At 44.5% G+C, this 16,390-nt stretch carries 11 protein-coding genes; 3 read left to right on the forward strand and 8 right to left on the reverse strand.

Translation table 11 applies throughout. The features are described 5' to 3' along the window. Positions 1-126: 126 nt before the first annotated feature. From A596_RS13385 to A596_RS13400, 4 genes are all read right to left on the reverse strand, one after another. On the reverse strand, positions 127-1,866 hold the full coding sequence (locus tag A596_RS13385) for a cyclic peptide export ABC transporter (protein WP_052417502.1): 1,740 nt from the start codon (positions 1,864-1,866) through the stop codon (positions 127-129). Between the two features lie 32 nt (positions 1,867-1,898). Beyond that, positions 1,899-4,379, reverse strand: coding sequence for a penicillin acylase family protein (locus tag A596_RS13390; protein WP_039915713.1), 2,481 nt, complete (start codon positions 4,377-4,379; stop codon positions 1,899-1,901). Positions 4,380-4,508: 129 nt separating this feature from the next. Beyond that, positions 4,509-5,273 (reverse strand): thioesterase II family protein, encoded by a 765-nt coding sequence (locus tag A596_RS22160; protein WP_084128344.1) that lies wholly within the window; start codon positions 5,271-5,273, stop codon positions 4,509-4,511. Positions 5,274-6,117: 844 nt separating this feature from the next. Continuing rightward, positions 6,118-7,014: a LysR family transcriptional regulator gene (locus A596_RS13400; RefSeq protein ID WP_039915715.1), complete on the reverse strand. Its 897-nt coding sequence runs from the start codon at positions 7,012-7,014 to the stop codon at positions 6,118-6,120. 133 nt (positions 7,015-7,147) lie between these two features. Here A596_RS13400 and A596_RS13405 point away from each other — a divergent pair, with 133 nt between their 5' ends. Both A596_RS13405 and fghA read left to right on the forward strand, forming a co-directional pair. After that, positions 7,148-8,257 (forward strand): S-(hydroxymethyl)glutathione dehydrogenase/class III alcohol dehydrogenase, encoded by a 1,110-nt coding sequence (locus A596_RS13405; protein WP_039915717.1) that lies wholly within the window; start codon positions 7,148-7,150, stop codon positions 8,255-8,257. Between the two features lie 59 nt (positions 8,258-8,316). Beyond that, on the forward strand, positions 8,317-9,162 hold the full coding sequence (gene fghA, locus A596_RS13410) for an S-formylglutathione hydrolase (protein WP_039915720.1): 846 nt from the start codon (positions 8,317-8,319) through the stop codon (positions 9,160-9,162). 146 nt (positions 9,163-9,308) lie between these two features. On the opposite strand, the gene A596_RS13415 is transcribed toward fghA, so the two are convergent. From A596_RS13415 to grpE, 4 genes are all read right to left on the reverse strand, one after another. Beyond that, positions 9,309-10,157 (reverse strand): CPBP family glutamic-type intramembrane protease, encoded by an 849-nt coding sequence (locus A596_RS13415; RefSeq protein WP_052417504.1) that lies wholly within the window; start codon positions 10,155-10,157, stop codon positions 9,309-9,311. Between the two features lie 136 nt (positions 10,158-10,293). Beyond that, positions 10,294-11,415, reverse strand: coding sequence for a molecular chaperone DnaJ (gene dnaJ / locus A596_RS13420; protein WP_039915722.1), 1,122 nt, complete (start codon positions 11,413-11,415; stop codon positions 10,294-10,296). A gap of 207 nt (positions 11,416-11,622) precedes the next feature. After that, positions 11,623-13,560: a molecular chaperone DnaK gene (gene dnaK / locus A596_RS13425; RefSeq protein ID WP_039915724.1), complete on the reverse strand. Its 1,938-nt coding sequence runs from the start codon at positions 13,558-13,560 to the stop codon at positions 11,623-11,625. Between the two features lie 193 nt (positions 13,561-13,753). After that, positions 13,754-14,320, reverse strand: a complete 567-nt coding sequence (gene grpE, locus A596_RS13430; RefSeq protein WP_039915726.1) for a nucleotide exchange factor GrpE — start codon at positions 14,318-14,320, stop codon at positions 13,754-13,756. 439 nt (positions 14,321-14,759) lie between these two features. On the opposite strand from grpE, the gene A596_RS13435 reads away from it, so the two are divergent. Beyond that, positions 14,760-16,379 (forward strand): methyl-accepting chemotaxis protein, encoded by a 1,620-nt coding sequence (locus A596_RS13435; RefSeq protein WP_039915728.1) that lies wholly within the window; start codon positions 14,760-14,762, stop codon positions 16,377-16,379. Positions 16,380-16,390: the final 11 nt, after the last annotated feature.

Raw genomic sequence — 16,390 nt, forward strand, 5'->3', positions numbered from 1 at the left:
ATATTGATACCCTTATCACTTATATCCATACATTACCTTGTAATTACTTCCAATATCACCTTAAAAATTGCAGCAACCCAAATATAAATGCTACATAAAATCGAATAAAACCTGTTTAAAAACTCATTAAGCAATAGGCTCTGCTGTATAAGCCGAATGCTCCAATTTCAATAAATTGGCAGCTATAGCACCAGGAAATTCAACTGAAGTAATAACACCATAATCCATATGAATTACCCTATCAGCCAGATGAAAATAGCTATCATCGTGAGTAATCAATAAAATAATTTTGTTTTTTTGTTGTAATTCAGGAATTATCTTTTCATAGAAAATCTTTTTAAACTGGGGATCTTGATCAGCAGCCCATTCATCAAAAACATAAATATCTTTATCTTCCAGGATAGCTGCCAACAGTGCCAATCTTTTCCTCTGCCCATCAGATAGTGCCAACGTCGAAAATTCACCACTATCATTAACAGTAACTTTGTGATCCAGGCAAAAAAATTTTAAATATCTTTCAACAACACTTTTATATTGCTCTTTATATCCATATATTTTCTTAAATAGAAAAAAATCCGTGAAAACAATTCCTACATGCTGCCTGGCAGCTTCAACGTTATCCTTATTGATTTTTGTTTCTCCCAACATCAAATAACCACTGGAGGCAAAATGATGCATAGTTATCAATTTAGCCAAAGTTGATTTTCCCGATCCATTACCTCCAACCAAATAAACAACCTCACCTTTCTTTAAAGTTAAATCGATACGATCAACCTTAAAACTTTCGCCGTTATCCCCTTCATAAGCATAAGATACGTTATGCAGGCTCAACGTATTCCACTCACGCAACGGGGTTGCGTTTGCATTAATACCTTCACCTGGCAACTTGGCAACCAGCGCTAATATTTTGTTAAACGATACTTTTCCTGAGAAAAAAACATACGCAGAATTCACCAAATTCACTATGGGGCCGGTCAAGTACAACAACACCATAACAATGCCAATTTGCGAATTAAGATCGATAAAATAAACATAAGAAAGATGAAACGCAGCAATACCTATAATGGCAAACAACATAATATCGGTTACGCCGGATGCGCAAAAATAAATAATTCGGCCCTTTAAATACTGCGTCGACGACAAAGTTTGATTCGCATCCAAACCTTCGGAAAAGAGTAATTTGCGCTTGCCTGAGTTAACCTTCAGCTCCTTTGCGCCCGAAATGAGCGCAGCAACACTTTCCTGCAATGAATCATAAGTCTCCCTGCTTCGCCTAAAATAATTTTGCGCAAACTTTACCAACACCCGATAAATAGCAATACCCAAAACTACAAAAACAATAACCAGGGAAAACACATTGCTGTTTAAGTATGCCAAATACGAGAGCAACCCAACCACAGTAACAAACGAGGTAATCATTGCCGGAATTGTAAGTGAACCAGCAACAGCATTCGATACGTCAGCATCCAGAGCTAACGTTAATTTTTCAGTACCAATTCGTTCAATATCAAAACTTGAGGCATTACTGATCGTTTCATATAAATTATTTTTTAATTCCAGTGTTGCCTTTTGTTCTAAATAAGATACGGAGATATTAGAAATCAGTTTAGAACAATAAATAACCGCACAATTAATCATGAATAATATTGCGATGTTAGAATTAGGTGAATTGAAAAAATTATAATTTGTCTGCCCATCTAACTGTGGGACCAAAAAATCCTGGGGCACAAAAGAATAAAAAATAACAGGAAAAAGAAATGCGTAGGCAGCTCCCGTAAAAACCCCTAAAAATATAATAAAAAGATATAAATTTGGGCTCTTGTTTGCGATAAAACCGTAATATGAAGATAGCTTTTTATTGATCATTATAATCATCCTTTACAGGTATTCTTACTTTTTTACCGGGGCATTAAAGTAAGTACTTTTATACTTTTACCAGCATCTTCGCCAATATCAATCAAGGCGATATTTTGATGCGACTCCATTAAATCATCGTAGTGAGAACTTAAGACATTCCCCGATTGCCCTGGCGCGATTGAAAACAATGACGCTTTTAAATTTTTTAAATCTATCACTTGCCTATAGGTACCCCCCAGGAATTGCAAGAATTTTTTATTGCTATTCTCACCCATCACCGGAGCAACATTTACAGTATTTTCATCACCGCCAGCACCCATTTCTCTGTGCATCAAAAAATGTAAAAATTTATTGTCAGTACCGGGCAGACCAATCGACAAATCGGACTTGGTAAAAGGGAAATGAACATATTGTGTTTTATGTATATCCTTCCAATTCCATGAAGAAACACCACCACCTGCAAACCGATCCAACTGCTGTGCAGCACGCTCAAGCGAAATAGAAAAAATTTTGTCGCAGGATTCTATTGCAATGGTTGTTTTGTAGTCACACCACAAGTTTTTATCGTCATTTAAAACAGCGAATAAAAAATCATAATCGACATTATCAATTAAAGATTCCAGATACATTTTTTGCTTAGGGCTTAATGATCGACTGTCAACTTCGTCTTCCAGGATAAGTCTGTTCAGGTTTTTTACCCATGCAGTAAAAATAGATGCAGCAACACTTTCGGAAGCAAGGTTGCCATCCCATGTTTTTAGTTTATCGAGCATGAGTTGCTGGGTAGTAGTAGTTGGATGAACGCGTAAAAAATATGGATTTAACTGTTGCGCTGCCAGGCTGGTGGTATCACCTTGAATGAGGCGAAAATCATCCACTGACAACTTATTTCCTGATGCAATTCTTTCTTTTAATAACGCATTAATCCTATTAGCCCGATAAGGAGGCAACCAATCGCTGGTAATGTAGTATGCATAATCATCTGCAACTACTTTATTGTTTGCTGTAACAATAATACCTGACGGAGGGTTAAAACTTTGCGGTAAAGAGTCAAAGGGAATCCAGCCTTTCCAATCAAATTCCGAGCTCCAACCTGGGACAGGAAGAGCGCCATGCCCTCCATTACGGACCGGCATTAAACCAGCAGCGATATGGCCAATATTTCCCTCCATATCTGCATAAACAAAATTTTGTGCAGGGACGGTGTAGCTGCGCAAGGCACTACGAAAGACCTCCCAATTATGGGCGTAATTTATTTTTTTAAACGCGTCGACCGTGCCGGATAACCCGAGTTTTGCAACCCATGATAAAGAGTAAACCATTCCATCCGGGCCACCAATTACATCGCTAATTACGGGACCATTTTCTGTTTCTCTAATATCAATAGCGAGAGGCTCAATATCTTTCTTAAACAAATCAGCCTTGATATTAATTAATTCGCGACGAGTAACAAATTTTTTATTTATACCGTCCTTTATATAGGTATCTTTTGCGTTAGCGTCAGTTTGCTCCAAACGCAAATCCTGAACATCGGCTTCAAGATTGGTAATTCCCCAGGCAATTTTATTGTTATGGCCCGAAATAACAAAAGGGAAGCCTGGTATAGTCGCACCAGCTACATCAACTGCCTCTCCCTTAACACTGGCCATATACCAAATTGCAGGCGCAGTGGTTCCCAGATGAGGATCGTTTGCGAGCAAAGGGGCGCCAGTATTTGTTAATTGGCCAGATACAACCCAGTTATTACTACCAGTCAAAAAATTTTGCCGGCCAAATGCATTAAAGATCGCAGGAGAACTTTTATTTGCATGCCCTTGAGCTTTAATAAGATCCATATATGAAATTAAGTTTTCCACGTCTTCAATGGCAGCATTGGGGAATAAATCTTTACTTTTAGCCATCCCGAAAACATCAATAAGAGTCGAGCGCATTAACTCTTCCTGATAATTATGGCTCATCAATAATGACATGGATCCCACAACGGCGAGCGTGTCATACACAGTCCAAGGCTCGGGATTTAACTGAAAATACAAAAATTCAATGGGCAATACTTTGTAATCTTTAATCGCAGCATTTACACCATCAACATAAGATTGAATCAGGACTTTAGTTTCAGGTTCCAGCTTTTCCCACATTGATTTGGTGTCATTATAAAGACCTAACGTTCTCAAATATTTATCTGAGCCCAGTCCTTTAATCCCTATAACCTCACTAATGCGGCCGGAAATAATACGGCGGTTCATTTCCATCTGCCACAGGCGATCTTGCGCATGGACATAGCCAAGCGCAAAAAAAGCGTCGTTGTCAGTACTTGCGAGAATGGACGGAATTGAATAATTGTTTCTTGTGATCTTTACCTGATTCTGTAAGCCAACAGCACTTATCTCACCAGCTAAAACAGGCAAGCTTCTCGATAGGTAGAAAAAAATACAAAGGGAAACAATACTTACAGGCAATACAAAAAAAAGAACAAACCTACCAAGCAAAGGGTAGTTCATCAGCATTTTTTTTACGGAAATCATTATTAATCCTTAATAATATGACCCTTTGATGCAAAGGGCTTCAGCATCAAACAGCAAAGATTTAACTGATTTTATTTAATTATCGTGGCGCTTGGACAGCACGCAAGAATATTGCATATCAGCGGAAATTTAAAACGCAAAACCAGGGCGCAAATAGGATTCAACTTTTTTGCTTAAAACAGTCAGCACGTCATGACTATTTTCATTAATAAAAAAATGACCGCCAGCAAACCAGCTTATGCCATCATTTTCCTGAAATACATCAAACCATGGTTCTAATTCTGCCAACTCAACTGTCAAATCTTGTTTTCCCGCAAATACGCTTAACTTAGTCGGGATGACAACAGTGCTATTATTGATATATGTTTCAACAATCTTAAAATCAGCTCGCAATGTTGGCAGCAGTAGCTCCATTAAATCTCTATTTGTTAACACTTCCTCTGGAGTGCCTTTTAATTCCATGAGGTGTTCGATAAATTCATTGTCTGTCAGATTATAACTATTTTTAGCTTTTCTGGGAACTCTAGGCGCCATACTGCCAGCTGCAACAATATGAATAGGAAGCGGGCATTTTTCCCTATGCAGCATCAAAGTTACTTCATAAGCAACTCGTGCACCCATGCTATGCCCATAAAAAAACAAATCTTTTGGTGGTAATTTCCCTAATTCCTCGACCACATCTTCAACCATTGTGTTGATTGTTTGATAGGGCTGCTGGCCAAATCTTGCTCCTCTACCTGGCAACTGAATTAATGCTAGCTCTACTTCTTGAGGAAGCTTATCTATCCAAGGGGTATAGATTGCGGAACTCCCCCCAGCATAGGGGAAACAAACTAACCGAATCTTTGCATTGGCACTAGGCCGGGGGATATAAATAAGGGGGGATCTAATCATGCTTCGTAACTATTTATTTTATTGAATTCTCGCCCGCGCCAAAAAATATATTTCTCGATAAATTATATTCTGCGCAATTTTTTAGTCTTTCACATCGAAACTCAAATATCTTTTTTGAATTCGATTTAAGGTGAATGATTAAAACCAAACTCACAGATATTTAAAATGATCTAATTTGAATATCAATTGTTATATCTGGATTTTAGAAAACCAATCAACACGCTAACCCTAAGTTAGCTCCTTAAAAATCATATTAGCATATCAACGCCCTGCTATTTTTACAAAGAAATTGCAAGGGCGTTTTATTTTTGCGTGATAACGATACGACGGGGGCTTTATTTTTCTGCAGGTCGGACTCAACCGATCAAAAACGTTAACCCGCTTAAAATGCTTAACCAATCCACCACGGATTTTCCTTACGTTATCTCAGTTGGATTCCTCCATGGCATTTGCAACATAACGTCCCAGCGTTTCCACTGGCATCAACAAACGTGTGTAAACCTACCTTATTTGTTGCCTTACATAAAGCCAAACATAAATTATATGCTGGTTACCGATATTGCCAGCGCCTCATCTTTCACTGAAATGATGATAAAACGCACCTTGGCTTATCTCATCAAGACTGGATATTGGATTTTGGGGCCTTCAGACTAAATGATCTTTGTGTGTGGCGTGCACAAGGAACGATCATTTGGTGAATCAAAAAAAATTGGTGGCAGAAATGGTGACCGGAATATTATTTGTAAGCGGTAAATTAAAATTAAATTATTGATTCATATAAATTTATTAAACTTACACCACAAGCAGGTACAGAACATCGATCAGGGACTCCAAAATCCAGGTATCACTCCCGGGCAAGGCCTGCGACACCGCTTGCAAATTGCTCCACCAGGAAATCGATAAACAACCGCACCTTGGGCGCGAGATGGCGCTGCTGTGGGTAGACCACCCAGACGCCCATTTCCGGCGATTGGAATTCATCCAGCACCGATAATAATTTCCCTTGCGCCAGGTATTCATCCACGTAGTAATCCGGCAATTGGGCAAGGCCAAGCCCTTTGAGGGCTGCGTCTAATAACGCCGGACCAGAGTTGGCTTGCCAGTTACCACGCACTATCAAATCCTTGCGCTGGCCATTGTGATGGAGCAACCAGTAACCGCGCGTACCAATTAAACAATTGTGTCGCTCAAGGTCAGTCAGGGTTTGCGGCGGCGCAATACGCGCGAGGTAATCGGGTGAACCGACAATGTATTCGCGCCGGTCACACAGGCGGCGGGCAATCAAGGTGGACTCGCGCAAAACACCCATACGAATCCCCAGATCAAAGCCTTCTTCAATCATCTCTACCTGGCGGTTGCTGAAATACATATTGATCTTCAACTGCGGGTAACGCAGTTGGAAATCGTTCACCAGTGGCGCGATGTATTTATCGCCAAAGGTTGCCGGTGCCGTGATTTTCAATACACCAGTGGGTAAACCTTGATGCTGTTGAAGCAATACTTCCGCATCGCGTACCCCATCAAACAACTGGCGGCAAGCTTCAAAATAAATACTACCCGCTTCTGTTAATCGGATCTGGCGGGTACTGCGATACAACAATTGCGTTCCCAGCTGCTGTTCAAGTTGGCTGACCAACCGGCTCACGTGTGAGCTGGATACCTGCAAATAGCGCGCGGCAGCAATAAAACTGCCATGGCGCACTACCTGCACAAAACCTTCGACCCGTTCCCAATGCTGCATTATTGCTCCATAGCAACAATTAAGTGATTTTTAAATGGCTTATTGCAATTTAATAAGCAGTCTACACTGATCACACTATTTTCGGGCTTATCGATTACGGTCGATTAGCTTTTTATCCACTAAGGAAACCATTATGAAATCACGCGCCGCTATCGCCCTTGCCGCCGGCAAGCCACTTGAACTCGCGGAAATCGATGTACAAGGCCCTAAAGCCGGTGAAGTGCTGGTGCGTATTGTCGCCACCAGCGTGTGCCATACCGATGCCTACACCCTCTCTGGCGCTGACCCGGAGGGTGTTTTCCCGGCAGTGCTGGGCCATGAAGGCGCGGGTATTGTGGAGGAAGTGGGCGAAGGCGTTACCAGTTTGAAAGTGGGCGACCATGTGATTCCGCTGTATACCGCCGAATGCGGCAAGTGCAAATTCTGTCTCTCTGGTAAAACCAATTTGTGCGGCGCGGTGCGTGCAACGCAAGGCAAAGGGCTAATGCCCGATGGCACCAGCCGTTTTTCCCTGGATGGCAAACCACTGTTCCATTACATGGGGACATCCACATTTTCCGAATACACCGTGTTGCCGGAAGTGTCCCTCGCCAAAGTCTCGCCGAGCGCGCCGCTCGATAAAATCTGCTTGCTCGGTTGCGGCGTGACTACCGGCATCGGTGCAGTGATCAACACCGCAAAAGTGACCCCCGGTTCTACTATTGCGGTTTTCGGTTTGGGTGCAATCGGCCTCGCGGTTATCCAAGGCGCGCAGATGATGAATGCCAACCGCATTATTGCGATTGATATTAATCCCGATAAATTCGAACTCGCCCGTCAATTTGGTGCAACGGATTTTGTAAATCCAAAAGATCATTCCGCACCTATCCAGCAAGTGATTGTGGATATGACGGATGGCGGCGTGGATTATTCGTTTGAATGTATTGGCAATGTGAATGTAATGCGCTCCGCATTGGAGTGCTGCCATAAAGGTTGGGGTGAATCGATTATTATCGGTGTGGCCGGTGCAGGCCAGGAAATTTCCACACGTCCATTCCAGTTAGTCACTGGCCGTGTGTGGAAAGGTTCTGCATTTGGTGGAGTGAAAGGCCGCAGCCAATTACCCGGCTACGTTGATCGCTATATGAAAGGCGAAATTAAAATCGACGAATTTATCACCCACGATATGCCGTTCGAAAAAATCAATGAAGCCTTTGATTTATTGCATGAAGGCAAAAGTATTCGCACTGTATTGCATTATTAATATCAAATATCTACGAAAACGCTGTTCGCAGTATGGACAGCGTTGTAATGGAAAATAATATGTCCCAAAAATTAACCGAAATCGCCGCCAATAAAAGTTTTGGTGGCTGGCATAAACGCTTCAAGCATGTTTCCCCCACCTTAAATTGCGAAATGATTTTTGCAATTTATTTACCACCGCAAGCAGAAACTGAAAAAGTACCGCTACTCTGGTGGCTCTCCGGCCTTACTTGTACTGATGAAAATTTTATGCAGAAAGCCGGTGCGCAAAAAATTGCAGCGGAATTAGGCATTGCGATTATTTGCCCGGACACCAGCCCACGCGGGTTAAATTTGCCGGGCGATTCAGACAGTTATGATTTTGGTGTCGGCGCCGGGTTTTATCTCAACGCGACGCAGGAACCCTGGAAAAACAACTACCGGATGTATGATTACATCACCAAAGAATTGCCAGAGTTGGCAAATAAAAACTTCCCGTTAAACGGCAAGGAATCGATCAGCGGCCATTCCATGGGTGGTCACGGCGCGCTGGTTATTGCTTTACGTTCACCGGAGCGCTACCAATCTGTGTCCGCATTTGCGCCAATTACCAATCCGGTCAATTGCCCGTGGGGGCAAAAAGCATTTGCAGGATATTTGGGAGATAACCAGGAAAGCTGGAATGATTATGATACTTGCTACCTGATTGAGAACGGAAAATCAAAACAGCCGTTATTTATTGACCAAGGCAGTGCTGATAATTTTTTATCGACACAATTAAAACCGGATGCATTACAAAAAGCCTGTGCGGAACATCATCACCCGCTCAAATTTCGCTTGCATGCTGGCTATGATCACAGTTACTTCTTTATCGCCAGTTTTATTGAAGACCATTTGCGTTATCACGCCAATTACCTTAATGCTTAATGCTTAATGCTTAATGCTTAATGCTTAATGCTTAATGCTTAATAAGAGTAACGTGCAGGCGGCCGTTTGCAGCCTGCTCCGTTTTTATTGGGTAACAAAAATATCTATTCCTGAATACCGGATTTTCCCCAGGCTATACGTGCTGATTATCCAAGTGGATAGGTGAGGAAAGAAAAGTGGATCTGGTTAACAAAGAAATGAATCATAATCGGGTAGCAAATATTTTTACTCAGGGTATAACTTAAACCGTACAAAAATCCCGCCAGGGTATACACCCAGATCGTAGCCCCGCTTAATCCTGAATGGACAGCGACGAATATCGCAGTCACTACCAGCAAGGAAACCAATTCCTGCACCCAGCGATTAATCGTAAAAACAGCTATTGCATTGCGTATTGATTGCTGCAATAGCAACCGCATAAAGACCTCTTCAGCCACACTGATAATTAATAAATTCCCTATTGCAAACAGTAATATTTGCTCAATATCTTTAGGCTGGAGATATAAATCAAGAGCAGGAACCGCCACCACAATAACAGCAGCTGGCGCGACCAATGCAATGAAAAATTGATATTTCGGCGCGGCAACAAACTCATTAGCGCGCCGCCTTGGCCAAAAAAAATACAATAACAGGAGCCCGCAAAGACCTTTGCCAAAATTTGCAAAGAATTCATAACGCGGAGCTAAATCAGATTCACCAGGCAAATCAAAGACAAATGGATAGAGAAACCCTTCCGGCTTATAAGTCGCAATCCAAAACGCTAACGATACAAGCAAAAACCACAACATTGACCTCTGCCAACGATTCAACGGCAAAGTCTGATAACCCCACAGTGCTCCAGCCAGCACAACCAAAGCCATTGCATTAGCCAATGGTAGCCATTGCAACAACGCTAACACTGCTACAGCCGACAATAAAAATCCGAAAAATATTTTTCCTGAAAAATTTTTATCAGTAATAAATTCATAACCTGAAAAAAGGCGCCGAGTCCACATAGCGATGCCTAACACTGTTAAATTAAATTGAGAGTTAATGTTTATGGCCGGAAAGTACCGCCAAACTACATTTAGATTACCTTTAAAATAAAAGGGCCGACTCTCGCGAATCGGCCCTTTATTTTCCGAGCGTCAATTACTCATTAAAAAACTTCTTAACCCCATCAAACCAACTCGACTGTTTGGGGGAATACTTTCCGCCTTTCATGGTTGCCTGAAATTCTTTAAGCAATTCTTTTTGTTTGCTGGTGAGGTTTACTGGAGTTTCAACGACAACCCGACAAAGCAAATCACCCACACCACCACCGCGCACTGGTGTAACACCTTTGCCACGCAGTTTGAATAATTTTCCGGTTTGGGTTTCTGCAGGAACTTTTAATTTTACACGCCCATCGAGTGTGGGAACTTCGAGTTCACCGCCGAGTGCCGCGTCAACGAAATCAATCGGGACTTCGCAATATAAATCGGCACCGTCGCGTTTGAAAATGTTGTGTTCGCGCACATGGACCTGCACATACAAGTCACCGCTTGGGCCACCGTCAGCGCCCGCTTCACCTTCACCGGATAAACGAATGCGATCACCAGTATCAACACCGGCAGGTACTTTAACTTGCAGGGTCTTGGTTTCTTCGGTACGCCCCTGGCCATTACAGGATTTACAGGGATCAGAAATAATCGTTCCGCGGCCGCGACATGACGGACAGGTTTGCTGCACGGAGAAAAAACCTTGCTGCATACGCACTTGTCCATGGCCACCGCAGGTAGTACAGGTCACCGGTTTGCTGCCCGGTTTTGCACCGGAACCATCGCAGGTTTTACAGGACACCAACGTTGGGACTTTAATTTGTACGCTGGTACCTTTAACAGCATCTTCCAAACTTAATTCGAGGTTGTAGCGCAAATCCGAACCGCGGCTCGGGCCGCCACGACCACCGCGCCCGCCACCGAAAATATCGCCGAACACATCGCCAAAAATATCGCTGAAATTACCGAAGCCTGCACCACCAGCGCCGCCGCCCATACCCGCTTGCCCATCTACACCGGCATGACCAAAACGATCATAAGCCGCGCGCTTGTTTTCGTCGGACAACACTTCGTAAGCCTCGTTGGCTTCCTTGAATTTTTCTTCCGCCTTGGGGTCATCCGGATTGCGGTCAGGATGGAATTTCATCGCCACACGGCGATAAGCTTTTTTCAATTCGGCTGCGTCTACATCTTTCTGGACGCCGAGGATTTCGTAGTAATCGCGTTTTGCCATGGTTACACCGATAAAAGAAATGCAAGTTACATTTCACTAAAAATTTCACATAGCCCGTATGGAGCCTAACGAAATACGGGATCAGTCATTAAAAACATTTTCCGTATTCGCCACGTTTTATACGGATTACATTTGCCTGTTCTTACATGACAAATGCGGGCATAGGCCCGCATTTGTTCTTTATACTTCCGTCAAGCAATCGAAAACTTATTTCTTGTCTTCTTTCACTTCTTCGAACTCGGCGTCTACAACACCGTCGTCCGCTGGTTTGCTACCGCCAGCTTGCTGTGCGCCCGCACCTGCAGCGCCCGCTTGTGCACCGGCTTGTTGCTCGGCGTAAAGTTTTTGCGCAAGTGAACCTGATGCTTCAGTCAGCTTGGTAGTTGCTTCTTCGATCTTCGCCAGATCATCACCTTTGGCTACATCGCGCGCTTGAGTAAGGGCAGCTTCAATTGCCGATTTTTCATCAGCAGTCGCTTTGTCGCCCGCATCTTTCAAGGTTTTTTCTGTTGCATGGATCAAACCTTCAAGCGTGTTGCGTGCAGTTACGATTTCCGCAAACTTGCGATCCGCTTCAGCATTCGCTTCGGCATCTTTTACCATTTTCTGGATTTCTTCATCGCTCAAACCGGAAGAAGCCTTAATCACGATGGATTGCTCTTTACCCGTCGCTTTGTCTTTCGCACTTACATTCAAAATACCGTTTGCGTCGATATCAAAAGTCACTTCGATTTGCGGGATACCGCGTTGTGCAGGCGGAATATCGGCCAAATCAAAACGACCCAGCGATTTGTTTTGCGATGCTTGTTTACGCTCACCTTGTACGACGTGAATTGTCACTGCAGTCTGGTTGTCATCTGCTGTTGAAAACACTTGCGATTTCTTGGTTGGAATCGTGGTGTTTTTGTCGATCAACGGAGTCGCTACACCACCCATGGTTTCAATACCCAGGGTCAATGGAGTTACGTCCAGCAACAATACATCTTTAACATCGCCCGCCAACACCGCGCCCTGAATCGCTGCGCCGATTGCAACGGCTTCGTCCGGGTTCACGTCTTTACGTGGCTCTTTGCCGAAGAAATCCGCTACCGCTTTTTGCACGAGCGGCATACGCGTTTGGCCACCTACCAAAATAACATCATCGATATCACTGATAGATTTACCCGAATCTTTAATCGCTTGTTTCACTGGCTCCATTGAGCGAGTTACCAATTCTTCTACCAACGACTCAAGTTTCGCCCGCGTCAGTTTTACCACCAGATGCTTTGGACCTGTTGCATCAGCAGTGATGTACGGAAGGTTCACTTCCGTTTGCTGGCTGGATGACAATTCGATCTTGGCTTTTTCTGCGGCTTCTTTCAAACGTTGCAATGCCAGTGGATCATTGTGCAGATCGATACCGGTATCTTTCTTGAACGTTTCCGCCAGGAATTCAATCAAGCGCATATCAAAGTCTTCACCACCGAGGAAAGTATCGCCGTTGGTTGAAAGCACTTCGAATTGATGTTCGCCATCTACGTCAGCAATTTCGATAATAGAAATATCGAACGTACCACCACCCAGGTCGTATACCGCGATAGTGCGATCACCTACGCCTTTATCCAAACCATAAGCCAAGGCAGCAGCGGTTGGTTCGTTGATGATACGTTTGACATCCAGGCCTGCGATACGGCCGGCATCTTTAGTAGCTTGACGTTGTGAATCGTTGAAATAAGCAGGAACAGTAATTACCGCTTCGGTAACTTTTTCGCCGAGATAATCTTCAGCGGTTTTTTTCATTTTCTTCAGCACTTCAGCAGAAATTTGTGGCGGTGCTTTTTTATCGCCCTTCACTTCTACCCAGGCGTCGCCGTTGTCAGCCGCAACGATTTTGTAGGGCACCATTTTGATATCTTTTTGCACTACATCATCTTTGAATTTACGGCCAATCAAACGCTTGACTGCAAATAACGTGTTATGTGGGTTGGTTACAGCCTGGCGCTTGGCCGATTGGCCAACCAGAATTTCGTCATCATTAGTGAATGCAATAATTGACGGCGTAGTGCGATCGCCTTCGGCGTTTTCGATTACTTTTGGTTTGCCGCCTTCCAATACTGATACGCATGAGTTGGTGGTACCCAAATCGATGCCGATAATTTTGCCCATGGTGTTGCTCCTAAAATGCTATTTGTTGCTGGGTGCAATTTAATTTGCACTGAATTGTTGGTTTCTTGCCTCAGTTGTCGCAGATCGTCAGGGATTTGCGTTTTGTTGGCAGTTGGTTTCTATATTGGCGCCGGGTAATTAAATTCAAGCCCGGTGCTAAAAAATCCCTGTTTCACATTTGGCCATTACCGCTTTACGGCGCCTTGGAAACAACTACCATCGCCGGGCGAACCAAACGGCCATGGAGGGTGTAACCTTTTTGGAAACAGTTAATAACGGTATTGGGTTCTACATCCGGATTTGGCACTGCGGATACCGCTTGATGCAGGTTCGGATCAAAAGGCTCGCCATTAGGATTAACCACAACTACCTGGTGGCGAGCCAGTGCATCCACAAATGATTTGTGCGTTAGCTGGATACCTTCTGCAATCGCGGTCAAGGCTTCGTCGCTGGAATCAATCGACGAAAGCGCACGCTCCAGGTTATCCACTACCGGCAGCAGATCATTCACAATTTTTTCCAGCCCGAACTTATGGGCCTTTTCAATATCCTGCTCGGCGCGGCGACGTGCGTTTTGTGCCTCCGCCTGGGCGCGCAGACCTTGCTCTTTAGCCGACTCGTAAGCCGCCGCCAGCGTTGCCAACTGCGCTTGCAGGGTTTCGATATTTACCTCCGCCGCTTCCGGTTGGGCCTGTTCGGCTGCATCAGCGGGCTGGGCGTCGGTTGCATTTTTAATGTCGGTGTAATCTTGAGTTGACACTTTATTCTCCAATCACGTGTTGGGGCGGCGGCATTGCCACCGGGTTAACTCGAACAGCCATATAAGGCGTCCCATTAAGACAGTGGGGCCTATATGGGGCTGGGAGAAGGAGATTCAAGCGCTGGCGCTAAAGTTTTTGTGGATAAATCCGATGGTTACGCTGGGCAGATATTGAACAAAACGGGCCGTAATTTGTGCCTATACTCAAAAGCACTGAACTGGTTTTTGATCGAATTTCAATGAAAAAACAGCACCAATGTTGTGCAACAAATAATGAATTATATGCCAAAAAGGTAATTTTTCCCGCACTTCAAACCGTTGGGAATAACGCCATTAAATACTTGGTATTGTCAGCAAAATACTATTTGACAACGTTGTCCATGAGACCTATTGTCCATGAGACCTGTTTATAAGTTCGCCACCCAGAGGGCCTTTCACTATGTCATTGCGCGTTAAAATCTGGATTGTATCTGCCCAAATCCTGCTCGGCCTTCTGGGAATGATGCTGATTGGTTTGTTCACTGTTCGCTACTCATCCAACCAGGATAACGCTGCACGGGTGGAGCAATTGCTTAACAGCACCTATGACACCGTAATCCAGATGGAACAAATGGCCGCCCGCGGTGAAATGACTGATGAAGCGGCACAGAAGATTGCCACCCAAATATTGCGCAATAACATTTATCACAAGTCGGAGTATGTGTATGTCGCCGATGAAAAGATGAACTTCGTTGCTGCACCGCTCGACCCGGAATTGCATGGCACCAGCTTCCATGAATTTAAAGATGGCAATGGCCGCAGCGTGGGAGAAATCTTGCTCAAGGCAGTAGGCAATGCCCAAGGCCAAACCGCACGCTATCACTGGACCCAGAAACAAGCTGATGGCTCAATTGAGGACAAACTCTCCATCGCCAAATTATCCCCGCGCTGGAAATGGGTGGTAGGAACCGGTATCGGCTTTAACGAGGTTAATGCGCGCTTTTGGGAAACGGCCAAATGGCAGTTGGGAATTTGTATCCTGGTCATGCTGGTGATTGTGGTGCCCGTCATACTGTTTGCGCGCAAGCTGGATAACGGCCTTGGTGCAGAACTGAAAGAAGTACTCACATTGGTACGTGCTGTAGCAGATGGCGACCTGACCGAGCACAGCTCACATCGCGCGCCAGAAGATAGCATCTATGGTTCGGTAGTCCGCATGCGCCAGAATTTGCGCGATATGCTGAGCAGCATCTCCTCCATGGTGTCGCGCCTGCACGAAATCAGCGATGACATCGTCCACAAAGCGGAAACCAGTACCGCCATGGCAGAAGACCAAAGCTCCAATACCATTAAAATCGCGTCTTCGGCAGAAGAGTTCAATATGCAAACCAAGGACGCCATGCAACAAGCCAAGGTTGCGACCAACCAGACTGACCACGCCTCCAAAACGGCTAATCAAGGTCAAAAACTGATTTCCAATGCAGTGAAGAGTTTTGTTGAAATCGACAATAGTGTGATTCAGACCCAAGGCAGTATTGACGATCTGGCTGGCCGTATTAACAGTATTTCCGCGGTTATTTCGGTGATTAGTGAAGTAGCAAACCAAACCAATTTATTAGCCCTCAATGCCGCCATTGAGGCCGCCCGCGCCGGTGAACAGGGGCGCGGTTTTGCGGTGGTTGCTGACGAAGTACGCCAATTGGCACAACGCACAACCCAGGCCACGACTGAAATCAGCGATACCATTACGGCCGTCCAACATTCCAGTCGCGTGGCAAAACAAAATATGGACGATATGGTGACCCAATTGAAAGACGGCATCGCCCAAACCCGCCAGGGGGGAGAGATCGTGGAAAGTGTTCGCAAGGAGACGGATGAGGTCGCCAAAATGGTGGCCCATATCGGTAATTCATTGATTGAGCATGTCCAGGCAAGCAGCTTGATTCTGGAGTACGTCAGCCATGTTGAACAATCATCCCTGGGAACCAAGGATGCGGCGCGCGGGACATTGGTAGCCTCGCAGCAAATCCGCGATGCGTCAGATGAACTTAGTCGCAAACTGGAGGGCTTCCGCCTTTAAACAGGCTTGCT

It is taken from the genome of Cellvibrio mixtus subsp. mixtus J3-8 (genome assembly GCF_000766945.1).
Taxonomy (GTDB): domain Bacteria; phylum Pseudomonadota; class Gammaproteobacteria; order Pseudomonadales; family Cellvibrionaceae; genus Cellvibrio; species Cellvibrio mixtus_A.

Coding starts and splice junctions, on each gene's coding strand:
- A596_RS13415 (WP_052417504.1), bottom strand. CDS start 10,157: ATGTGGACTCGGCGCCTTTTTTCAGGTTATGAATTTATTACTGATAAA.
- A596_RS13385 (WP_052417502.1), bottom strand. CDS start 1,866: ATGATCAATAAAAAGCTATCTTCATATTACGGTTTTATCGCAAACAAG.
- fghA (WP_039915720.1), top strand. CDS start 8,317: ATGTCCCAAAAATTAACCGAAATCGCCGCCAATAAAAGTTTTGGTGGC.
- A596_RS13400 (WP_039915715.1), bottom strand. CDS start 7,014: ATGCAGCATTGGGAACGGGTCGAAGGTTTTGTGCAGGTAGTGCGCCAT.
- A596_RS13435 (WP_039915728.1), top strand. CDS start 14,760: ATGTCATTGCGCGTTAAAATCTGGATTGTATCTGCCCAAATCCTGCTC.
- A596_RS22160 (WP_084128344.1), bottom strand. CDS start 5,273: ATGATTAGATCCCCCCTTATTTATATCCCCCGGCCTAGTGCCAATGCA.
- dnaK (WP_039915724.1), bottom strand. CDS start 13,560: ATGGGCAAAATTATCGGCATCGATTTGGGTACCACCAACTCATGCGTA.
- A596_RS13405 (WP_039915717.1), top strand. CDS start 7,148: ATGAAATCACGCGCCGCTATCGCCCTTGCCGCCGGCAAGCCACTTGAA.
- dnaJ (WP_039915722.1), bottom strand. CDS start 11,415: ATGGCAAAACGCGATTACTACGAAATCCTCGGCGTCCAGAAAGATGTA.
- A596_RS13390 (WP_039915713.1), bottom strand. CDS start 4,379: ATGATTTCCGTAAAAAAAATGCTGATGAACTACCCTTTGCTTGGTAGG.